The sequence below is a fragment of the Roseburia inulinivorans DSM 16841 genome, assembly GCF_000174195.1.
GTDB classification, from domain to species: domain Bacteria; phylum Bacillota; class Clostridia; order Lachnospirales; family Lachnospiraceae; genus Roseburia; species Roseburia inulinivorans.
The window spans coordinates 1-22,681 of record NZ_ACFY01000055.1 but is presented as its reverse complement, the minus strand read 5'-3'; the positions used below and the strand labels follow the sequence as shown (position 1 = coordinate 22,681).

Here is a 22,681-nt window from a genome sequence, read left to right as displayed (position 1 = left end):
TGCTGTGTCAGAATATCTTTATTCTGCTCGCACCATTCAATCAGGTCTGCCTTTTTATTATCATGCGCGATAAGCGCGATATTTTTCTTTTTCCAATGGTAAGTGTTATGTAATTATTGTTCATGAATTTCTCCTTCACCTGTTATTCGTGCCTGTGTTCTTTCGCAACACGCAAATAAATTGTATCACAATTTTTCAAATTGCACCACACAAAAATATGCAATACAACATACGCTCTGCGGACATTCTATTGTCATGGATCAGAGGATTCCATGTAATGCCGCAATCTTTCCATCGAGGATCATTTTGATAAATGCCGTGTCACGGATGATCCACGGGTCTTTTTCCATCGCAATATTCGTGTCGTAGATTTCCTGCGGTGTCGCCCATTTTAAGCAATATCCTTTTGCGATCTCGCTCTTTGTCAGATGGATTGGAGCTTCCTCCCCGGTCTCCTCACAATAATAGAAAAGGGAATGACAGATAAATTTTTTTGTGTCTTCAAAAATATCTTTCCGGACTTCTAAAATCTCACCGAGTTCCACTGCTTTTTCCGGGATGATAAATAGTCCGGTTTCTTCTTTTACTTCCCTTGCAAGAGCTTCCACGTAGGTCTCTCCTGCTTCCATGCCACCGCCCGGGATCTTGTACTCTCCCTCTTTGCTGCACTGCATGGCAATCTTTCCATCCCGCACGATAATCCCACGTATGGTATATTTTTCAAAAACACTGGTCGTGTCTTTATAATTCTGTGCATCAAACTTTTTGAGAAGTTCCATGTGCCACCCCTTCTTTCGTATCTTTGATTATGCACATTTTACCACACCACATATCAGTGTGCAACGAAGAGCACAAAAAAGACCATAGCCAAAAGTTATCTCTTCGACTCTTCTGGCTATGGTCTTTTTCTCATTTATCTGATTCTCTCGTCAGATTTTACATCATTCCCATTCCCGGGTTACCTGCTGGCATTGCAGGAGCATCTTCTTTGATATTTGCAACAACAGACTCTGTTGTAAGTAAAGTAGATGCTACAGATGTTGCGTTCTGTAATGCGCTTCTTGTAACCTTGACCGGATCAAGGATTCCGTTTTCAACCATATCTACATACTCTTCTGTAGCTGCGTTGAAACCTGTTCCAGGTGCGGACTCTTTTACTTTATTGATGATAACTGCGCCCTCTAATCCTGCATTTGCAGAAATGTAATACAATGGAGCTTCCAGTGCTTTTAAGATTACTTTTGCACCTGTCTTCTCATCCCCCTCTAAAGTATCTGCTAATTTAGCAACTTCTTTGGACGCATGGATATATGCAGATCCACCACCTGCGATAATACCTTCTTCTACTGCTGCTCTTGTAGCATTTAAAGCATCTTCCATACGAAGTTTTGCTTCTTTCATCTCTGTCTCTGTAGCTGCACCAACACGGATCACTGCTACGCCGCCTGCCATCTTGGCAAGTCTTTCCTGTAATTTTTCTTTATCAAACTCAGATGTTGTCTCCTCGATCTGCGCACGGATCTGTTTGATTCTTCCCTGAATGGCATCTTTGTCACCGGCACCGTCAACGATGATCGTGTTCTCTTTCTGAACTTTAACGGATTTTGCACGACCAAGCTGATCCATCGTTGTATCTTTTAATTCAAGACCAAGATCAGAGCTGATCACCTGACCACCTGTAAGGATTGCGATATCCTCTAACATAGCTTTTCTTCTGTCACCATAACCAGGTGCTTTGACAGCTACAACATTGAATGTACCACGCAATTTGTTTACGATTAAGGTTGTTAATGCTTCACCTTCCACATCCTCAGCAATGATGAGTAATTTTGCACCGCTCTGGACGATCTGCTCCAACAGCGGAAGGATTTCCTGAATATTGCTGATCTTCTTGTCTGTGATCAGGATATATGGATCATCTAATGTAGCTTCCATTTTATCCATATCAGAGCACATATATGCGGATAAGTAACCACGATCGAACTGCATACCTTCTACAAGATCAAGCTCTGTCTGCATCGTCTTGGACTCTTCGATTGTGATAACACCGTCGTTGGAAACTTTTTCCATAGCGTCTGCTACCATGTTACCAACTTCCTCGTCACCAGCAGAAATTGCTGCAACTTTTGCAATCTGGTCTTTACCGTTTACTTTGGATGACATTGCTTTCAAGGATTCTACCGCTTTGTCAGTTGCTTTCTTCATACCACGGCGGAGGATGATCGGATTAGCTCCTGCTTCCAGATTCTTCATACCTTCCTGAATCATTGCCTGTGCCAGAACCGTTGCTGTTGTTGTACCATCACCGGCAACATCATTTGTCTTGGTTGCAACTTCTTTTACTAACTGTGCTCCCATGTTTTCGAAAGCATCTTCTAACTCAATCTCTTTTGCGATCGTCACACCATCGTTTGTGATAAGTGGAGCACCATAAGATTTGTCAAGAACAACGTTTCTTCCTTTTGGTCCCAATGTAACTCTTACTGTATTTGCTAATTTGTCAACACCTGCGCCTAATGCTGCTCTGGCTTCTGATCCGTATTTAATTTCTTTTGCCATGATTTTCTACCTCTTTCTATTTTAATCTAAATAACTTTTTATTCAACAACTGCAAGTATATCATTCTGTCTTACGATGATATACTCTTCGCCGTCTAATTTCACTTCTGTTCCTGCATATTTGGAATAAATAACTTTCTGTCCCTCTTTTACCTGCATGGTAACTTCTTTTCCATCCACGATTCCGCCAGGACCAACTGCGATCACTTCTGCTTCCTGTGGTTTCTCCTGTGCACTGCTTGTAAGAATAATTCCTGATTTTGTAGTTTCCTCTGCCTCACACTGTTTTAAAACTACTCTGTCACTCAATGGTACTAATTTCATGATGATTCCTCCATTCAATATATATTCTTTTCTTTTTTTCTTTTGATATTGTAGAAAGTTATCAGACTTTCTATTGTTATCATGTGTTATTAGCACTCATTTAATTTGAGTGCTAACTGATAGTCATATAATATGTTTTTTGCTCTGAATTCGCAACCAAATCTAGAGGTATTTATATCTATATTTTTTCGTATTTTCTCATTATTTCTCTTTTTTTCTCTCTTTTTTATATCATATTACTTTTTCGATGATTTCATACTTTTTTTAGATTTATCGGTGGAAAATAGAGAATTGGCTTCTTCCACTTTCTCTAAAACTGCCTGTTTTACAGACTTTTTCACCGTCTGATTTCCGGTTTTCCATAACATGCGCAGTGCCTGTGAGAAAAGCTCCTGTGTTTCCGGTGAAAGCTTGCTCTTTGCTTTCATCAGCTCCTGCACTTTTTTCCATTTGCTGTTGTAAAAATCATCCACCGTATAGATTTTGGCATCATCGAGCATGGAAAAGACCGTATCGACAATCTCCTCGCGCTGTTCTTTCGTCAATTGGAAAATCCATTTTTTCATCGTCTCGTCGAGCAGGATGCTCTGCGGTGCGACCTCCTCCACATAGACAAAATGGCTGCCAAGCACTTCCCATGACATGGCATCATGCTGCTGGATACCACTCTGGGAACTTTTTACCACTTCAAACTTTTCCTGATGCTCAAGCAGCATGCCTACAATGCTGGACTCCGGCAGAATGGTCTTGATTTTTGGCAGCATCCGCTGGTATTCCTTACTCTGGATCATTTCTTCGCTAAATCCAGGTCCGTCATTGCTGTACACCTTCACGATCCTCTTCTGGATATTCCGGTCACATTTGACGGATGCGTATACGGAAAGATTTCCACCCTTGGAATGTCCCCCGACTCTGATTTTTTTCCAATCCTCTTTCACCATATGATTCAAGTAATCGACGGCTTTCAACTGCCCCGGTGTCTCGGACAGATAACCCATGTTAAAGTTCTCGCGCCAGCCCACAATCGTATTGTCTGTTCCGCTGAAAGATACATAGATACTCTTATCATCCAACCGGACACATACCACAGAAAACTGGGACTGTTCCTCTTTGCTGATGTCGTTGATATAGCCAAACAACTGCGCATTGCAGAAACGCTCTGTCTGTGCCATCTTCTCTAACACAAATGCTGCTGTTTTCGTCATAGACACACGCTCCATGATCTCTTTTCTGTCATGTGCCGCAAAAAAGAGTTCACATGCTTCTTTTACCGTGATCGTTCCCTCTTCCCCCGGCGCCGGAACAATTCCTGCAAATTCCACATATACAAGCTGTGCCAGTATCAGATTGTCCACCTCATTAAAAGGCGCCTCCCGAAATGTCAGGTCACCGCGCCAGTCCAGATAATCCATTAAATTTGACATATTGCCCTCCTAGTTTTTCGAAGAAAAATGTAATTTTATTTATAAAATTTACCCTCTGGTGAGCAGAGGGCGTGTCCTCCCCTATATCAGTCCATAATGTTTCAGTCCGTGCAAAATACCGTCCTCATCCACAGAACGTGTCACGAACTCTGCGGTATTTTTCACTTTCGAGGTTCCGTTTCCCATCGCAATGCTGTGCGCCACATATGCAAGCATCTCAAGGTCATTCGCACTGTCGCCGAATGCAAACGTATCCTCATGCGGAATGTCTATCATTTCACAGACTTTCCGAATGCCCGTTGCCTTGGAAATTCCTGCCGGGTTAATCTCTATGATCCCCTGACCGTGAATGACTACGTCAAAATCTTCTCCCATCTCTTTTACAAACTGTCTGGCATCCACAGTCGGTGCAATGCTGCTCATTTTGTTGATTTGAATCTCACTGCGGTCTGTGGGAATGTTTCGCAAATGTTCCCCCAGTTCTTTGCGCAGATGTATCACATAAGGATCATCTAAAAAATCACTTTCATTCACATACACATACTCCGGTCCTTCTAACACGACCGGCATATGATATTCTTTTAACACACTTAGTGCATGCGTCACCTGCCTCTCTGTTAACAGCACCTGATAGACTGTCTCCTTGTGAAAATCAATATGTGCCCCACAGGAAGCAACCACACCATCAAATCCAATCCCCAATAATTTTGGACTTTGTATATTCGAACGGCTTCTTCCACTGCAGATAAATGCATAATGTCCATTTTCTCTCAGTTTCCGGATTGCCAACACGGTGCTTTCCGGTATCTGCATCTGATAGTTCCATAGTGTACCATCAATATCAAAAAATACTGCCTTTTTCATCCTGATTTCCTTTTCATTTCTATTTTTCTGACTTTGTAATTCCTTTCAAGTATATCCGATTTCTCTATTTTTGCATAGTAAGAAAGGCTTTCTCTGCAAATCTTTCCTGCCATATCCAAATTTACGCTGCATTTCCCGTCGCCATAACAAAAAAAGAGGCTGCCAAACCCTCGAATAACGATACGTCATCTAAGTTTGACAACCTCTTTCCTTATTATGTATGAAGTAAATTAAATTTAGTTGTTGATTAATTTATCTTCTTCGTTGTTCCAGCTGTAAAGTTTACGGATCTCTTTACCAACCTGCTCTGATGGATGTTCAGCAGCTTTCTTTCTCATCGCTTTGAAATGAACCTGACGTCCTGCTGGTGACATATCCAATAAGAAGTCTTTTGCAAAAGTACCATCCTGGATATCGGAAAGAATCTGTTTCATAGCTTTCTTGGTATCCTCTGTGATGATCTTAGGTCCAGTGATGTAATCACCGTACTCTGCAGTATTGGAAATAGAATATCTCATTCCTTCGAAACCTGACTGGTAGATCAAGTCTACGATCAGTTTCATCTCATGGATACACTCGAAGTATGCATTTCTTGGATCATAACCAGCTTCTACTAATGTCTCGAAACCAGCCTGCATTAATGCACAGACACCACCACAAAGAACTGCCTGCTCACCAAAGAGGTCTGTCTCTGTCTCTGTTCTGAATGTTGTCTCTAAGACACCGGCTCTTGCTCCACCGATACCAAGTGCATATGCAAGTGCAAGATCCTGTGCTTTTCCAGTTGCATCCTGCTCAACAGCGATCAGACAAGGGGTTCCTTTTCCAGCCTGATACTCAGAACGTACTGTATGTCCTGGAGCTTTTGGTGCGATCATGGTAACATCAACGTCTGCTGGTGGAACGATACATCCGAAATGAATGTTGAATCCATGAGCGAACATTAACATATTACCTGCCTCTAAGTTTGGCTCGATATCTTTCTTATACATATCTGCCTGTTTCTCATCATTGATCAGGATCATGATGATATCTGCTTTCTTAGCTGCCTCTGCAGTTGTATATACTTCAAATCCCTGTTTCTCAGCCTTTGCCCAGGATTTACTTCCCTCATAAAGACCAATGATAACATGGCATCCGGAATCCTTTAAGTTTAATGCATGTGCATGTCCCTGACTACCATATCCAATGATAGCGATTGTCTTTCCATCCAATAATGAGAGATTACAATCTTCCTGATAAAAAATTTTTGCTGCCATTTTAAATCCTCCTTGTTTTTCTGAAGGAAAAATCCGAATCCCATGATGAGGAGAGGATTTGTCCTCCTTGTTTTATGTACTATTATTCCATAATTTTTACATCGGCTGTTCCTCTGGACAGTCCTGTAATACCGGTGCGCGCTAACTCCAGTATGTCATATCCCTGCAACAGATCCAGAAAAGCCTCTAGCTTGTCCTGATGACCTGTAAGTTCAATGACCATGGAATCATTTGTGACGTCTACGATCTTCCCATGGAAAATCTCTGTCACATTAAGAATCGGCTGGCGTTCGGTGTCTTTTGCACGAATCTTAACCAAAATGAGTTCTCTTGTCACTGAAGAACCCGGCTCCAATTTCTTGATATCAACCACATCTTCTAACTTGGCAAGCTGCTTCTCGATCTGTTCTAGAATCTGCTCGTCCCCACTTGCTACAATAGTAATCCTTGTATACCGCGGATCAGCAGTCACCCCGGAAGAAAAGCTGTCAATGTTATATCCTCTTCGGCTGAATAATCCAGAAATATGGCTTGTAACACCCGGATTGTTCTCAACTAAGAGAGATAATACCTGTCTTCTCATAATGAAAACCTCTTCCTTGTAAAGTCTTTTGCGCTTTACAGTTTTACTCACTCATATTTAAGTTAAATAATATCAATATCATATTTCTTTGTCAACGTCTGAGACGATATTTGCCTATATATTTTGTGCATATTTATCATAACCTGTATGACTATCTTTTGTATATTTACATGAATAATAATTATAGAACTGCATACCATACCCAGCCTGTTCAAACAATAGAATGCACGCTCCGCTCTTAAAGCATAACGCCGGATTTTTCCTTGCTTTCCTCCAGAATATGGTTCAGTTTGCGGAACGGAACCGCAAGCACAAGACCAACGATCAGGGAGATCACCGTATAAGACAGTAAAATTGCAAGATCTTTCCAATAATCATCCCGGTACATTCCGGCTACTGCCTCTTTCATTGCACCCATTGCATACTTAAACGGCTGGAACTGATAGAAGACCTGGAATACTTTTGGCAGTGTCTCAATCGGGAATGTACATCCGGCTCCCGCAACCTGAATGACCATGATAATGATCGCAATACCTTCACCGATATTTCCAAACGCCGCTGTCAGTGCATACATTAAAAAGCCGAACACAAAACTACAGCAGGATGCTGCCAGCCAGAATAAAAACGGATGTGCGCACTCAATCCCGATAAAGTACAGATCACCCAATACCGTGATCAGCGCCTGAACCTGCGCGATCAGAAAGAATGTGATATATCTTCCAAAAAACTGCTGATGCGGCTTTGCATTCTTAAAGAATGGTTCCATCTCTACTTTTGTATGTATGATTGCAACAAGGATCAGTCCACCTACCCAGAGTGCCAGCACGGTATAGAATGGCGCCATGGAAGAACCGTAAGTGTCCACCTCGTAAACTGCCTCTGTCTCAATCTCAACCGGGGAAGCCATAAAACTTCCAATCTCTTCCGGGTCATGAGCTAACAATTTAGATAAGATCTCATATCCCTCTTCCCCCTTCATCTGGTTCAGACGCTCCAAACGTCCTCCGATCACCCCGCGCATATCCGTGATTGCATCTTTTGTACCCGAGAGACTGATATTCGCAGATGCTAATGTTGCAGAAAGCTGTGACAGATTTCCATTCGAAGTATCCAATGCCTTTGCGATAGAGCCAAGCGCATTGCTGATACCTCCAAAAGTAGCAGATAATCCCTTTGAAATTGTTCCAAGGGATGCCAATCCTGTTCCCGTCACATTCTGTAGATTGCCCATTGCACTCTGTCCACTTGTGATCGCACTCTTCATGTCCGGATATACAGCTGAAAACTGATTTGTAGTAGATGCAGCATTTCCTGATACCGACATCAGAGAATCCAGCAAATTCTCATACACTGCAAGATCTGCATCTGCTTCCTCTAATTTTCCGATCAGCATATCAATGACATTGGAAGATCCTGTTTCTTCTTCCAGAACCGAAGAATCAATCAGTCCATCTGAAACTTGCATGCAGCTTTTGATCAGCGTAGAGATAAACTGTGTATTGACCGTCTGCTGAACTGCAGTTTTTGCTTTGTCTGTAATCTTTGGAGCGATCGCATTTTTCTTTTCATTTGTGTAATAGGTGATCTCAGGATGCTCCATCTCATCCGCAAGAAAACTTACCATGTCTTCCGTAAAATCTTCCGGCATAATAAGGGCAGCATAATAATCACCACTGTAAACACCATCGATTGCTTCCTCTGTCGTGTCTGTAAACACCCAGCCAATCGTTGTATTTGCTTCCAATCCCTCGATTACAGTTTCACCCATATTAAACTCGGTGTCGTCAATCGTGATCCCCTTGTCGTCCGATGCAACTGCAACTTTAATATTCGACGTTGCATCCGGTCCATACGGGCTCCAGTTGGATAAAATATTAAACCATGCATACAAGCAAGGAAGAATCGATAAGCCGATGACTATAACAACCGCTACAACATTTGTTTTTATCCTTTTAAAATCCGATATAAAAATCCGAAAAATGTTCAACATATCTAATCTTCCTTATCCTTTTTCCTGTCTTTTTTCTTCTCTTTCTTCTTACCGTCCCTGTTCCCGGATATCTTTTCTTCGGAAGATCCGTCAGAATCTTTCTCCTCATCTGTCTCTTCCTCTTTTTCTTCCAGCAATGCCTCATCCGGCATAATCCCAGACTCTCCAAAATATTTTGCAAGGATTGCACGGTCGGCAGCAATCTTTCGTTCCATCTCTGCTAACCGGCTGTCAATACTGCTGTTTGGAAGAAGCGTGTCAATTTTGCCATCCTCTTTAATTCCAAGCTCTGTCAGACGCTCCTGCAATGTATAATCCATATATTCCACATAGATCAGATAGGCAGAAATTGTAAACAAAGAAACAATCCAAAGCACCAGAAATACTACTTTCGAACTGTCCATGGAAAACATCAGCATCAAAAATATCATTGGAATCAGAATGACACAACGGATTCCCCACCGTATTTTTTTCTGGTTACGCAGATGTTCTTCATTCTGGTATTCCATGATCCTGCGATAAGATTCTTCATAATTTGTTTCCATTGCATCTTCTCCTTACATCATTTTCGTATCTTCCATACGCTCTTCCACAAAGTGATTCATCTTCATAAATGGTTTTCTCACAAACAGTCCAATGATCAGCGCTGCAATTGCAAACACTGCCAGCTGGCTCATGTACATCCAGTAATCGTTCTCATACATGCCGCCGATCGTCTCACGCATTGCATTGATCGCATATGGGAACGGGAAGTATTTGTAAATATTCTGGTTAAACTGCGGCAAAATCTCAATCGGATATGTTCCGCTGGATCCTGCGATCTGGATAACCATGACAACAACGACAAATGCCTTTCCCACATCTCCGAAAGAAACCGTCAAAGTATAGATCAACAGGTTAAAGGTAAAACTTGTAAACGCAGCAACGATATAAAAAAGTACCGGTTCTAAACACTGTACCTTTAACAGATACAGATCTCCCAGGACAACGATTGCTGCCTGTAACTGTCCCAAAACAAAAAACAGTAAAAATCTTCCAAAATATCTCTGATATGATCTGGTGCCTGCAAACTTTTCATCCTCCACCTGCACTTTGATCAGCGCAACTAAAATAACAGCTCCAACCCAGAGCGCAAGTATTGTATAGAATGGTGTGACAGAAGATCCATAGTTTTCAACCGGATAAACTCTCTCTGTTTGAATCGTAACAGGGGATGCAAAGAACTCTCCCATCACTTCCGGATCCGTGGACAGGATACGGATGAACTGATCGTATTTCTCCCCATCTTCCACTTCATTCAATTCTGATAAGATCGTATTCAGCTCCTCTTTCGCAGAACTTATGATTTCTTTTAAAGTGTTAAAACTTCCATTGGAACTGCTCACTGTGTTTCCGAGACTGCCCAAAGCCACACCGGTACCTTCCAGACCTTTATTCATGCTGTTTAAGGAGGCTACCATATTGTTGTAAGCAGCAGAAATATTTGCCTTCATCGTTGCAACATCTGCCTGTAACTGTTTTTCTACGATCGGCATGACCGCATCGATCAGATTGGCTGCCGCTTTGATTGCCGCATGATCTCCTGAGACAGCATTGTTAAGATCACCTATCCGGTTCTGCAATACTCCCTGTACCGCAGTTGTTGTCTGCTCAATGCTGTCGAGCAGTTTAATGATATCATCCTTGTTGCTTCCGGCAGGAATCAGATCACTCTGTAACAGTTGTTTTAACAGCTCAATCTGCTGGGTAGAATTCGATACATTATCTGCGGCATTCGCAATTTCTTCCGCAGTTGGAAGTTCTTTTGACAATGTCGTATTCACTTCCTGCAAATGAGTATGGATACTCTGGTATACCTGATCCATCTGGGACTGCAACGTAGTGATCGTCTGCTGTGCATCTGCTTTTGCCTTGTTGACCTGTGCAACACCATTATTTAATTTACCGGACGCACTGGAAACCTCTCCGCTTGCTGTTTTTAAATTTGACGCAAGGGTTGCGTTGCAGGACATCAGGTTATCAATTGTCACAAGATAATCATCCAGATTCTTATTGACAGAATCCAGTTTATCAATAATTTTAGTGATATACTGCGTCTTTTGTGCATCATCTGCGAGTTCATTCATACTCTCCATGACAGTGGAAACTGCAACATTCACAAACTCTTCATTAATACTTGTCTGCAGCGTTCCTTTTGCTGTATCCGTAATCTTGGAAGCAATTGGATTCTTCTTCTCATTTTCATAATAGGTAACAGAAGGATGTACCAGGTCATTGTCCGCAAAACCGTACATGCTCTCACTGAAATTCTCACCGATGACAATCGCAGCGTAATAATCACCACTGTATACACCGTCGACCGCATCATCCTCCGTCTTTACAAACTGCCAGCCAATCTTGTCATTTTCCTTCAGATTGTCGATAACGGTATCACCCATGACCACAAATTCGCCATCACTCTTGGTATATCCTTTATCCACAGAAACAACCGCAACCGGTATCGTTCCCGTATTGCTGTAAGGATCCCAGTTCGAATAGATATTAAACCATGCATACAGGGATGGAAGCACGCAGATTGCAAGTGCGATCAAAAGCGCAAGCTTATTTCTCCACAACCCCTTCACATCACTTTTGAAAATCCTGAAAATAGTCCTCATTCTCTCGTACTCCTGCATTTATTTCTCTTTTTGAGTTCCAATATTTATTATAACGTATTTTGTTACTGAAACACAAATTTTTCCATAAAACAGATATTATTATAACGTTAATTTTATCATTTTGAAACATACAATTTCCTTTTTTTGTAATTATGGCAAAGAAAAACAGATACTGCACGGAATTCTTTTCTTTCCTGCAGTATCTGTTTTATGTATCATTCCTGTATTCTATGATTTTTATTGATAATAGGTAAGGTCAAAATATGTAATACCATTTTCGTCATTTACCTCAAAATCAAGATGTCTGTTGTACTCCTCATCCTGATAAGAATAACTGTTATATTCTTCAGCTTCATATACATCATCACATTCTCCCATGATTGCAACCGCTGACTGTTCATCCATTCCAATCGTCAATCCACCGCTGACTGACATAATCGGGAATGCGTCTACCTGATCAAATCCATAACAGGTATCCAAAGAAAATGCATAAATGTCACATTCTGTAATATCTTTTGCTGAACTGTCCAGATTTACAAAGCCAATCTTTACTGTCACATCTGGATAATCCGGATTTTTCAGTTCAATTGACTCATAAGTCTGGTCGCCCGCATTCATCACATAACCATCTTCGTAACCATAATCCGCTATATCAAATGTCCATCCATTCGCCTCTATCTCACTGTAGGCAAATGGCAAGGAATACTCATGTCCGTCAAAGAAAAATGACATATCCTCCCATGTTCCGTCCATCGGCTCTGCATCTACAACCGGTCTGTCTTCGGAAGTATCTGGAAGTGTTGCGGCTTCGGAATCGTGATTGAAGATGTCCTCCGCCTGATCTCCGTCATCATCCGCTGCATAATAATCGCTTGTCACGCCTGTGTCTATTTTACTGGAGCCACTCGAACTTCCACCGACCAGCGTTGAAACCGTCAATGCAATAATTGTGAAGATCAACATAATTCCAAATATAATAAGACCCATAAATAACTGTCCTCTTGCCCAGTTTTTGCGGATTGCGTCTTTTGGATTTTTTCCGATCAGCCAGATAATATACATAACGATATTTACAATTGGAATGTTCACCAATAAATAGGTCAGCATCCACTGTCCAACACTCATCTGTGGCACAAGCTCCTGCTGCTGATTTTCCATCCCGGACTGATACTGTGGCTGATTGTTATAGCCATATGTATTTTGCGTACCGCCGTAACTGTTTTGTGTACCTCCATAGTTGTTTTCACTGCCATATGAATTCTGGGTATCACCGTATGTAGTCTGGGTGTTTCCGTAAATGTTCTGGCTTGTGCCATATTCGTTCTGGTTATTTTCGTTCTGTTCGTTAAAATTTTCACTCATAACTCTTTTTCTCCTCCGTGTGTGTATTTGCTACCACTTTATTGTAGCAAATTGTGAAAGTATTTGCAACACGAAAGTTTTTAATATCAAATTCTTAAAATTTTTGTCCAACTTTTTTAATTTATTTTCCAATAACCCTTTCTGTCTGAACCCACACGCTCTATCACTGATTTTTCTTTCAAAGATTTTAAACGCATTGCCACTGTTTTTCTGCTGATTTTTAATTTTTCCGCCAACTGTGGCATAGTATAACCCGCATTTTCTAATAATAATGCGAGAATCTCCTGCTCTTTTTCAGTCACCCTATCAGTTACCCTATCAGTCACCCTTTCAGTTACCTTGTAAAATTCACCTGGTCCAACCTGCAAACTCGCAACAGATTCCATTGGAATCACAATTTCAAAAATATTATCCTCCAAAAACACAGGTGTTCCACCCGAATATAATTTTGTATACTTATTGGTATTCCTCATACCAGAGCCGAGTTCATCCGCATAACCAATTTCACGAAATACTTTTGAAATTGGTGGATTTTTCGGAAAAGGTTCAAACTGATTCAGTTTCAATTCACCATGTCCGTGAGGCAAATTGCTGTTTTTAGTAAAAATTCTGTTACTTTCAATCACAAATTGTGCAGTGTAGGCATTGGAATAATCGCGATGTGCTAATATATTAGAAATGATTTCCCTCAATATTTTATCTCTGGCACTGACACTCTGGTCACCATCCAGCACAAAAGAATCATTCAAATGCTTTTTTCCAAAATCCATTAATCTGCGATAACTATCTATTAAATTTGTAATAATAACCTCTCTGTCATCATAACGATCCATATTTTTCACACGATAAATAGCATCTGTCTTATACTGTGGTAATACAGACATAATGGTCTGATCTTTACCAAACAACAAAATTGCCGCAAGCGTAATTCCCTCCTGACCGGTATCTGGATCTGCTAAAATAAGTCCTGTGCTTCTCAGAATTTCTTCTTCATTCATATTTGACCATGGGTGATTATCCACCCTTGAAACCGCCATCTTTTTTGCCCTTTGAATCACATCAAAATCAAGGAAATCCAATCCAAGCTTCGGATAAACCTTATTCACAAAATAAGTGCTCTGCTTCCTTGCATACATTTTGTATACCAATTCCGCATTGTCTGTAATATCAATATCCCCTTCATGTGTCCTGTCCCATATACGACCATTCAATCGTCTAAGCTGTGTTCCCTCTGGCACCCAGATATAAATGACTGTCTTTCCATTTATATCAAATATCTGTGGTGTAAGATAAAGCGGTGGATTTATTTTATTAGCATTATTAACGGACGTTGTAAAATCCTTAAGCATTTTATCTGTCTTTTGGGGATTTACACCCCGAATTTCTTTTGTTTGGTCAACTACGCCAAGAATAATATGCCCTCCATTACGATTATTAAAAGAACATACCGATTGATACACATCTTTTGTCAAATCATTCTCAGACAATTTAAATTCAACATTTATCTTTTCGCCGGATTCAATTATCTTTTTCAGCTCATTTACATTCATACCCACACCTGCCTTCAGACTATTATTTCCTTCTATTTTTTCTATATACCCCATTTAATTATATCATATAAAAGAGGTCTCCGGGTTTTCCCGGAGACCTGCCAAATCTTTATATTATTCGACCTTTTAGAACTTACCAGCCTTGTGAGCTTCCTCAACACTTACAGCTACAGCGACAGTAGCACCTACCATTGGGTTGTTACCCATACCGATAAGTCCCATCATCTCTACGTGAGCTGGTACGGAAGAAGATCCTGCGAACTGTGCATCAGAGTGCATACGTCCCATTGTATCTGTCATACCGTAAGAAGCCGGACCTGCAGCCATGTTATCTGGGTGAAGTGTACGTCCTGTACCACCGCCGGATGCTACGGAGAAGTATTTCTTACCCTGCTCGATACATTCTTTCTTGTATGTACCTGCTACTGGATGCTGGAAACGTGTTGGGTTTGTAGAGTTACCTGTGATAGATACACCTACGTTCTCATGATGCATGATAGCAACACCTTCCTGAACATCATCAGCACCGTAACATTTTACAGTTGCACGAAGTCCATCAGAATATGCTTTCTCATATACTACGTTTAATTTTGCTGCTTTGTAATCATACTGTGTCTCAACAAATGTGAATCCGTTGATACGGGAGATGATCTGTGCTGCGTCTTTTCCTAAACCGTTTAAGATAACTCTTAATGGTTTCTGACGTACTTTGTTTGCTTTCTCGGCGATACCGATTGCACCCTCAGCAGCAGCGAAAGACTCGTGTCCTGCTAAGAAGCAGAAGCACTCTGTCTCTTCCTCTAATAACATTTTACCAAGGTTACCATGTCCTAAACCTACTTTTCTGTGGTCAGCAACAGAACCTGGAATACAGAATGCCTGAAGACCTTCACCGATTGCTGCAGCAGCATCAGCGGCTCTCGTGCATCCTTTTTTAATTGCGATCGCTGCACCTACAGTGTAAGCCCAGCAAGCGTTCTCAAAACAGATAGGCTGGATTTTCTTTACCTGATCGTAAACATCAAGTCCAGCATCTTTTGTAATTTTTTCAGCTTCTTCGATAGAGCTGATACCATAGCTGTTTAATACAGCATTGATCTGGTCAATTCTTCTTTCATATCCTTCAAATAATGCCATTTTCGTTCGTCTCCTTTCCTTACTCTTCTCTTGGGTCGATGATCTTAACAGCATCTGCTACACGACCATACTGTCCTTTTGCTTTTTCCCATGCTGTGTTAGGGTCATCACCTTTTTTGATGAAGTCAGTCATTTTTCCAAGAGAAACGAACTGATATCCGATAACTTCATTGTTCTCGTCAAGGGCGATACCTGTTACATAGCCTTCTGCCATCTCAAGGTAACGAACACCTTTTTCTTTTGTTGCGTACATTGTACCAACCTGGGAACGAAGTCCTTTTCCTAAGTCTTCAAGACCAGCACCGATTGCTAATCCGTCATCAGAGAATGCACTCTGTGTACGTCCGTAAACAATCTGTAAGAATAATTCTCTCATAGCTGTGTTGATAGCATCACAAACTAAGTCTGTATTTAAAGCTTCAAGGATTGTTTTTCCCTGTAAAACTTCTGCTGCCATAGCTGCAGAGTGAGTCATACCGGAACATCCGATTGTCTCAACTAAAGCTTCCTCAATGATACCATTCTTTACATTTAATGAAAGCTTACAGGCACCCTGCTGTGGTGCACACCAGCCTACACCGTGTGTAAATCCTGAGATATCTTCAATTTTTTTAGAGTGAACCCATTTTCCTTCTTCTGGAATTGGAGCTGGTTCATGTTTTGCGCCTTTTGCTACTGGGCACATGTTTTCGACTTCCTTAGTGTAAATCATTTTAAGTCTCCTTTCACATATAAATAGATATGTCATCTGTTAAACATTGTTAGATGCTTAACATACTTCAAACATTTTCGCACATTTTTTTCATTTTCACAAGTAGAAACCATAAAATTTATGTACTTTTTTGTAAAAAAGAAAAACATACCACAAGCAATATATCATTTCGGAATTTTTACTGCTTTTCTACAATTTCATTTTTATTTTTATAAATAGAGTTTGCCGGAACAACGCCACGCACCATGGACAGCGGATAAACATTGCTGTGGCTTCCGATCACAGTACCCGGATTCAGCACGGAATTACATCCTACTTCCACAAAATCACCTAACATTGCACCAAACTTCTTCAAGCCTGTCTCGATTTCTTCCCCGGTTGTCTTATCCTTTACTACTACAAGTGTCTTGTCTGATTTCACATTTGAGGTAATAGAACCTGCACCCATATGGGATTTGTATCCCAGAATAGAATCTCCTACATAATTATAGTGTGGCACCTGTACAGAATTGAAAATAATATCGTTTTTCAACTCGGTAGAGTTTCCGACAACAGAGCCTTTTCCGACAATAGCACTTCCTCTTACAAATGCGCAGTGACGAACCTCTGCCTCCTCATCAATGATGAGCGGTCCATTTAAGCAGGCAGTCGGTGCAACCTTTGCACTTTTGGCAACCCAGATGTCCTCGCCGCGTTTTTCAAACTTTTCAGGATCTAATGTAGGTCCCAACTTTTTGATAAATTCACTGATTCCTTTTAATGCTTCCCACGGATAAGTAAACTGCTCTAAATATTCTTTCGCAATTGTCTCATTCAGATCGTACAAATTACTGATTTTTGCGTTTTCCATTTTTTCTTCCTTCCTGTTTTTCATGCAAAGAGCCACAGCTCTGCTGTGACTCCTTTTCTTATATTATTATTCTTATTATTCTTTTATTTCTGTTCTCTTAATTTGAACTGTTTTACAAGGTTATCGAGCGTTTCTGCCTGTGCAGACAATTCTTCGCTGGTAGCAGATGTTTCCTGTGCCATAGCAGAGTTGGACTGAACAACTTCGGAAATCTGGTTGACTCCCTGTTCTGCCTGCTCCATAGCCGTTGCCTGAGACTGTGAGTTCTCACTTAAGGACTTGGATGTATCTGCAATAGCATTAATTCCTTTGATCACCTCGTCTAATGTCTCTGAAACCAAAGCAACCGCTTTATTTCCATCTTCAACGTCATGGATAGAACCCTCGATCAGTTCTCTTGTGGAAACTGCCGAAGCCGCACTCTGTTCTGCAAGTTTACGGATCTGGTCAGCAACAACTGCAAATCCCTTTCCTGCCTCACCTGCACGTGCTGCCTCGATGGAAGCATTCAAAGATAACAGGTTTGTCTGGCTTGCGATATCCTCCAGTTCGGAAATGATATTCTCAATCTTCATGGAAGACTCGCTGATACGCTGCATAGCTTCCACCATTGCATGCATCTGATCACGGCTGCGATCCGCATCATCTGCATATTTTCTTGCATCAGCATGAGACTTTTGAAGATCCGCTGCTGTGTGTTCTACGTTGGCAGTGATATCAGCAATGGTTGCCTGAAGCTCTTCGACTGCTCCGGCCTGTTCCGTAGCACCTTCTGCCAGAGACTGCGCAGCCTCTGCCATATTGCCTGATCCCATGGATACCTGTTCTGCCGTCTCCTCTACCTGGTGGAGAGAATCATTGATTTTGCGGTTCATGTTGCGTATTCCAATAAGAAGATCATTGAATTTTCCGGTGTATCTTTCTTCATGATCTGTTGCGATAGCAAAATTACCATCTGCCATCTCATTTAAAAGTCTTCCGCTGTCAGAGATGATCACATTCAGGTTGTCTGCCATCTCTCTTGCCATTTCGATCATTTCTGCAACTTCGTCCTTCGCATCATACTCCGGGAACTCGCTGTCAAGATCTCCTTCCGCAAATGTTTTCAGGCGCTCTGACATCTGCCGCAACGGCTTTGCGATTCCATCTGCGATCTGATTTCCCAATCTTCTGCCACTCAAAACGGAAAGAATTATCACTGCGATAATGATGATCACAACAATAATCTCCATCACTGCCAGGATTGCTTCTGTCTGATCTCCCTTCTGGACATTGACATCCATCAGATCTTTCAGATCATTGTAAACAGCCTCATACATTGGCTTGAGTTCTTTGACCGCCCGATCCTGCGCTTCCTTGCTGCCGGCTTCATCTGTCGTGGCTCCGATTTCGATCAGTTCATCGGAAAGTTCCCAATATCCATCCAGATCGGCAAGGATCTGATTGTACGCATCTCTTCCGGCTTTTGTCACCATGCTCTTTTCGACTTCTGCAAGGTATGTATTAAATGAATCCTGTTTTACGTAATAATCCTCTTTTAAGTCTTTGATAATACTTTCCTCGTCATAACCGACCGCACCCCTCAGATCACTCCTCGCATCGGCGAACACTGTCATCGCCTTCCCGATATCTCCCTGGGAGAATCCATAATTGGTAAGCGCATGGTTATACATCTTTGTCATAATTAATAACGCACCGATTCCTACGATTGCTGAGATACTTGCAATAAAAATAACCTGCATGTAACTCTTAGAAAGTTTTTCACGTATTTTTAAATCATGACCCTTTTTCATCCCTATGTCTCCTTTGTATTTATTTTTGTACGCACATATCTCAATGTACCGTACCACTGTATATAAGCATAACCCTGTACCCGACAAAAATCAATAAATTTTGTCAATTTTTTTACATTTTATTTACGCTTCAAACATAGTTTGTTTTTCCTGATTCTGTGCGCTTTCAGCTGGCTTTGCATTTTCCAACACCACGTTTTCTCCCGGATTATCAAAATCAAAACTGATTCTGTCGTCCTCAAATTTCAGGCAGGTATCAAACACATTCCCCGCTTTTGATGTAAATCCGGTTATTTTTTCTTCGTCTTTCCGGTCTCAAAAAGTTCCTGCATAACGGCTTCCTCTAACTCCACCTTTGCCACCGTATGTGCCACTTTAAATCCACATTCACACTCGTAATACCACTGGGATTTTTTCATAAAGTGTCCACATTTTGGACATTTTAAGGTCGTGTCTACAGGCCTTGGTTTCTCCGGAAAATCGAACGTCACCTGTCCCTCCGGCGTAAGCTTCAACGGTGCGTCAAACATCATGCCGGTCTTTGCGATAAAACCTTTGATGACTTCCGTTTTGCCACGGAGCAGCAGTTCTTTCACCTGTGCCTCCTTCAGCTTCACGCCCGCGATTGTTCCGATAGCAAATTTACAGCTCTCCGGATTGTCCTTCGAGTAATTGGCACAGCCGTAGCCAAACAGGGTCTGGATGACCTCCCCGCCGCAGAGCGGACATTTCACATCCTTTACTTTCACCGGCTCCAAATCCGTGAAATCGAATTTTAACCCGGTCACTTTTCCGGCTTCATCCCGGTTTAACGCCACGCGTGCATCAAATTTTTTCCGGTCTTTGACTTAAATCCACGGATTGTTCCGGTTCTTCCGTTCGTCAAAAGTTCTCTGACCTGTGATTCTGTCAGTGATTTCTCTGCCATTTTTCCAATGGAGAAGCGGCAGCTTTCCGGATCATCTTTCGTATAGTTCGCACATCCAAATCCAAATGGGGTCTGGATGATCTCGCCTCCACAGAGCGGACAGACAACATCTTTTACTTTTTTTGCTTCCACATGCTCAAAATCAAACTTAATGACAGTCTTACCGTTTTCATCTTTTTCCAGACAGAGACAGGCATCAAATTTCTTTCCATTTTTTGATTTAAAGCCGCGGATTGTTCCGGTTCTTCCATTCGTAATGAGTTCTGTGAGCTGTGACACATTCAGACTTTTCTCTGCAATTTTTCCGACAGAGAAATCACAACTGTCCTCTTTCTCCCGGTCAAAATGAATACACCGGAACCCGTAGGCTGTCGTCACAATGTCACCGCCGCAGGACGGGCATTTGATTCCTTCCACCACCTGTGGTTCATTTGCCGAAAAATCAAAACTGATATTGATTTTTCCCTCCTCATCCTTCTGCAAAACAAGTGACGCCGGGAATTTCTTCTTCGATTTGGAGACAAAGCCATCCAGAACATCTGTTCTTCCTTTTGTAATCAAATCCCGGAACTCCTCCTCCGAAAGATCACGCCCTGCAATCGTTCCGATGGAAAAGCCACAGCCGGTGCCGTCTTTTTTATAATTGCTGCACCCATAGCCAAACGGTGTTGTTACAAGCTCCGCGCCACAGACCGGACAGGCAATGCCAAGCTTTTTCTTCGCCGCAATGCCTCTTGCGCCCTTTCCGGTCAACGGCTGGATCTGTGCCACAAGCCGTGACGTCAGATTCCGTTCCACCATGTTTAATGTCTCTTTTCGGATGAAATCCTCAAGTTTTTCCCGGTAATCTTCCATGATCACCGTTCCGCGCGTGATTCCGTCAAGTCCTTTTTCCCACGAAGCAGTCATTTTCGGATTCAAAAGTGCCGGGACGGTCATATTTACGACTTCATAAACCATCTCGCCCAACACCTCCGGCGACAGAATCTGTGATTTTTTATTCAAGTGCAGGTAACCGATGCGCACCAGTTTTTTGATGATCTCTGCGCGGGTGGCAGAAGTTCCGATTCCGGAGCCTTTGATCTGTGCACGCAGTTCTTCATCCTCGATCAGCTGTCCGGCATTTTCCATCGCAAGCACCATCGAACCGGAAGTGTAGCGTTTCGGTGGCTTCGTGCTTCCCTCTTTTAGAGAATAACCATTGACCGGCAGTTCCTGCCCCTTAGTCAACTGATCTGCCAGTTCCAGAAGCCCCGGACTATCCGTCTCCTCGTTTTCATCCTTGCTGCCTTCTTTTTCTTCTTCCTGTTTTCTCCCTGCAATCTCTAAAAATCCCGGCGTCTTTAATGCTTTTGCACCGGCAAAAAGTTTTTCCTCTCCGACAGCCACCACAAGTTTTACCGTCTGATATTCTGCTGCCGGATAAAAAATACTTAAGAAACGGCGGACGATCAGATCATACACACTTCTCTGCAGTTCATTTAAAGAACGCAGTTCTGTGAGCTGTCCGGTCGGAATGATCGCATAGTGATCGGTGATCTTCGAGTCATCCGTATACTGGGTCTTCGCAATGTTGTAATGAAGTCCTTCCTTCATGATACGCTCCACATACCCCTGCACCGGCTCATAGCCTTTCAGTCTGCTGATATTTTTTCCGATTTCTTTTGCCACTGCCGTTGAGAGCACACGTGCATCCGTTCTCGGATAGGTCGTCAGCTTCTTCTCGTAGAGATCCTGTGCAACCTGCAACGTCTCATCCGGGCTGATCTTAAAACGTTTCGAACACTCTGCCTGCAATTCTGCGAGGTTAAAAAGAAGCGGTGCTTTCTTTCTGGAAGTTCCACGCTCAATAGATTCCACAACCGCTGTTTTCCCGGAAAGTTCTGCAATTAAGTTTTCCGCAGACTCCTGCTTTTTAAATCCGTTTTCCTTATACAATAATGGAGATTCAAAGTATTTAGAACCTTCTACCGCTTTCCACTCCGCCTCGATGTTTGCATCCGTAAAACTTCCGACTACACGGTAAAATGGTGTTTCCACAAAATTGCGGATCTCACGCTCTCTTATCACGACCATACCGAGCACGCAGGTCATGACACGTCCGACTGCAATTGCAGTATAGCTTCTCGTCCCTGCCGCATCATTTAAAAGATTTCCATATTTCACAGACATCGCGCGGGAAAAATTGATTCCCATCGCGTAATCCTCAATGGTCCGCATAATGCCGGATTTTCCGAGGTTCGCGTAATCCGACATCGGTTTTGCCTCCCGGATGCCCCGCTTGATCTCCTCTTCTGTCTGGGAATCGATCCAGACGCGCAGCTCTTTCATCCCCTCGCGGACACCGCCGTACATACGGATGTTTTCCTCAATGGTCTGTCCTTCTTTTCCGGCATCCCCTGCCCAGTAGACGGTATCGATATCTTCGCGGTGCAGCATTTTATGTACTACATCATACTGTTTGCTGACCGCCGGGATCACATCATATTTGTACTCTTTTGGAAGGAAAGGAAGATCCTCTAACTTCCATTTTTTATACTTTTCATCATATACCTCCGGGTAGACCATCTCCACAAGATGACCGACACACCAGGTAATGACGTAATCACTATTTTCTATGTATCCGTCATTTCTGCCTGATACACCAAGAATCCGTGCGAACTCCTGCGCAACACTTGGTTTCTCCGTTA

16 protein-coding genes and 2 pseudogenes are annotated in these 22,681 nt (G+C 42.1%); all 18 read right to left on the bottom strand.

What is annotated here, in order from left to right; genetic code table 11:
- A pseudogene (locus ROSEINA2194_RS23490) lies at window positions 1–124 on the bottom strand (methylglyoxal synthase); the annotation flags it as partial.
- Between the two features lie 136 nt (window positions 125–260).
- Window positions 261–779, bottom strand: a complete 519-nt coding sequence (locus ROSEINA2194_RS06025) for an NUDIX domain-containing protein (protein ID WP_007884519.1) — start codon at window positions 777–779, stop codon at window positions 261–263.
- A gap of 157 nt (window positions 780–936) precedes the next feature.
- Window positions 937–2,559: a chaperonin GroEL gene (gene groL, locus ROSEINA2194_RS06020; RefSeq protein ID WP_007884503.1), complete on the bottom strand. Its 1,623-nt coding sequence runs from the start codon at window positions 2,557–2,559 to the stop codon at window positions 937–939.
- Between the two features lie 38 nt (window positions 2,560–2,597).
- On the bottom strand, window positions 2,598–2,882 hold the full coding sequence (gene groES / locus ROSEINA2194_RS06015; protein WP_021922683.1) for a co-chaperone GroES: 285 nt from the start codon (window positions 2,880–2,882) through the stop codon (window positions 2,598–2,600).
- Between the two features lie 236 nt (window positions 2,883–3,118).
- Window positions 3,119–4,306 (bottom strand): DUF2974 domain-containing protein, encoded by a 1,188-nt coding sequence (locus ROSEINA2194_RS06010; protein ID WP_044927339.1) that lies wholly within the window; start codon window positions 4,304–4,306, stop codon window positions 3,119–3,121.
- Between the two features lie 81 nt (window positions 4,307–4,387).
- Complete coding sequence (locus ROSEINA2194_RS06005; RefSeq protein WP_007884498.1) at window positions 4,388–5,170, bottom strand: Cof-type HAD-IIB family hydrolase; 783 nt, start codon at window positions 5,168–5,170, stop codon at window positions 4,388–4,390.
- A gap of 236 nt (window positions 5,171–5,406) precedes the next feature.
- A complete protein-coding gene (ilvC, locus tag ROSEINA2194_RS06000) occupies window positions 5,407–6,429 on the bottom strand; it encodes a ketol-acid reductoisomerase (protein WP_007884496.1) in 1,023 nt (340 codons plus the stop codon).
- A gap of 82 nt (window positions 6,430–6,511) precedes the next feature.
- Window positions 6,512–7,012, bottom strand: coding sequence for an acetolactate synthase small subunit (gene ilvN, locus ROSEINA2194_RS05995; protein WP_021922686.1), 501 nt, complete (start codon window positions 7,010–7,012; stop codon window positions 6,512–6,514).
- Between the two features lie 238 nt (window positions 7,013–7,250).
- On the bottom strand, window positions 7,251–9,002 hold the full coding sequence (locus tag ROSEINA2194_RS05990; RefSeq protein ID WP_007884493.1) for a YhgE/Pip domain-containing protein: 1,752 nt from the start codon (window positions 9,000–9,002) through the stop codon (window positions 7,251–7,253).
- 2 nt (window positions 9,003–9,004) lie between these two features.
- On the bottom strand, window positions 9,005–9,547 hold the full coding sequence (locus ROSEINA2194_RS19630) for a hypothetical protein (protein ID WP_007884490.1): 543 nt from the start codon (window positions 9,545–9,547) through the stop codon (window positions 9,005–9,007).
- 12 nt (window positions 9,548–9,559) lie between these two features.
- Complete coding sequence (locus ROSEINA2194_RS05980) at window positions 9,560–11,659, bottom strand: YhgE/Pip domain-containing protein (RefSeq protein ID WP_044927338.1); 2,100 nt, start codon at window positions 11,657–11,659, stop codon at window positions 9,560–9,562.
- Between the two features lie 237 nt (window positions 11,660–11,896).
- A complete protein-coding gene (locus ROSEINA2194_RS19625) occupies window positions 11,897–13,021 on the bottom strand; it encodes a hypothetical protein (RefSeq protein ID WP_007884484.1) in 1,125 nt (374 codons plus the stop codon).
- A gap of 116 nt (window positions 13,022–13,137) precedes the next feature.
- Window positions 13,138–14,625, bottom strand: a complete 1,488-nt coding sequence (locus ROSEINA2194_RS05970) for an AlbA family DNA-binding domain-containing protein (RefSeq protein ID WP_007884483.1) — start codon at window positions 14,623–14,625, stop codon at window positions 13,138–13,140.
- A 72-nt stretch (window positions 14,626–14,697) separates the two neighbouring features.
- Entirely contained in the window at window positions 14,698–15,708 is a 1,011-nt protein-coding gene (locus ROSEINA2194_RS05965; RefSeq protein WP_007884481.1) for a GGGtGRT protein, read from the bottom strand.
- A 19-nt stretch (window positions 15,709–15,727) separates the two neighbouring features.
- On the bottom strand, window positions 15,728–16,420 hold the full coding sequence (locus ROSEINA2194_RS05960; RefSeq protein ID WP_007884479.1) for an iron-sulfur cluster assembly scaffold protein: 693 nt from the start codon (window positions 16,418–16,420) through the stop codon (window positions 15,728–15,730).
- Window positions 16,421–16,598: 178 nt separating this feature from the next.
- Window positions 16,599–17,270, bottom strand: a complete 672-nt coding sequence (locus tag ROSEINA2194_RS05955; RefSeq protein ID WP_021922694.1) for an LbetaH domain-containing protein — start codon at window positions 17,268–17,270, stop codon at window positions 16,599–16,601.
- 83 nt (window positions 17,271–17,353) lie between these two features.
- Window positions 17,354–19,063: a methyl-accepting chemotaxis protein gene (locus ROSEINA2194_RS05950; protein ID WP_044927336.1), complete on the bottom strand. Its 1,710-nt coding sequence runs from the start codon at window positions 19,061–19,063 to the stop codon at window positions 17,354–17,356.
- A gap of 123 nt (window positions 19,064–19,186) precedes the next feature.
- Window positions 19,187–22,681 (bottom strand): annotated as a pseudogene (locus ROSEINA2194_RS19620) (type IA DNA topoisomerase); the annotation flags it as partial.

Excerpts from the sequence above, each read along its gene's own strand:
- ROSEINA2194_RS05960 (WP_007884479.1), bottom strand. The coding sequence starts at position 16,420 with ATGATTTACACTAAGGAAGTCGAAAACATGTGCCCAGTAGCAAAAGGC.
- ROSEINA2194_RS05950 (WP_044927336.1), bottom strand. The coding sequence starts at position 19,063 with ATGAAAAAGGGTCATGATTTAAAAATACGTGAAAAACTTTCTAAGAGT.
- ROSEINA2194_RS06010 (WP_044927339.1), bottom strand. The coding sequence starts at position 4,306 with ATGTCAAATTTAATGGATTATCTGGACTGGCGCGGTGACCTGACATTT.
- ROSEINA2194_RS05955 (WP_021922694.1), bottom strand. The coding sequence starts at position 17,270 with ATGGAAAACGCAAAAATCAGTAATTTGTACGATCTGAATGAGACAATT.
- ROSEINA2194_RS05980 (WP_044927338.1), bottom strand. The coding sequence starts at position 11,659 with ATGAGGACTATTTTCAGGATTTTCAAAAGTGATGTGAAGGGGTTGTGG.
- ROSEINA2194_RS06005 (WP_007884498.1), bottom strand. The coding sequence starts at position 5,170 with ATGAAAAAGGCAGTATTTTTTGATATTGATGGTACACTATGGAACTAT.
- groES (WP_021922683.1), bottom strand. The coding sequence starts at position 2,882 with ATGAAATTAGTACCATTGAGTGACAGAGTAGTTTTAAAACAGTGTGAG.
- ilvC (WP_007884496.1), bottom strand. The coding sequence starts at position 6,429 with ATGGCAGCAAAAATTTTTTATCAGGAAGATTGTAATCTCTCATTATTG.
- ROSEINA2194_RS05970 (WP_007884483.1), bottom strand. The coding sequence starts at position 14,625 with ATGGGGTATATAGAAAAAATAGAAGGAAATAATAGTCTGAAGGCAGGT.
- ROSEINA2194_RS19625 (WP_007884484.1), bottom strand. The coding sequence starts at position 13,021 with ATGAGTGAAAATTTTAACGAACAGAACGAAAATAACCAGAACGAATAT.
- ilvN (WP_021922686.1), bottom strand. The coding sequence starts at position 7,012 with ATGAGAAGACAGGTATTATCTCTCTTAGTTGAGAACAATCCGGGTGTT.
- ROSEINA2194_RS05965 (WP_007884481.1), bottom strand. The coding sequence starts at position 15,708 with ATGGCATTATTTGAAGGATATGAAAGAAGAATTGACCAGATCAATGCT.
- ROSEINA2194_RS05990 (WP_007884493.1), bottom strand. The coding sequence starts at position 9,002 with ATGTTGAACATTTTTCGGATTTTTATATCGGATTTTAAAAGGATAAAA.
- ROSEINA2194_RS19630 (WP_007884490.1), bottom strand. The coding sequence starts at position 9,547 with ATGGAAACAAATTATGAAGAATCTTATCGCAGGATCATGGAATACCAG.
- ROSEINA2194_RS06025 (WP_007884519.1), bottom strand. The coding sequence starts at position 779 with ATGGAACTTCTCAAAAAGTTTGATGCACAGAATTATAAAGACACGACC.
- groL (WP_007884503.1), bottom strand. The coding sequence starts at position 2,559 with ATGGCAAAAGAAATTAAATACGGATCAGAAGCCAGAGCAGCATTAGGC.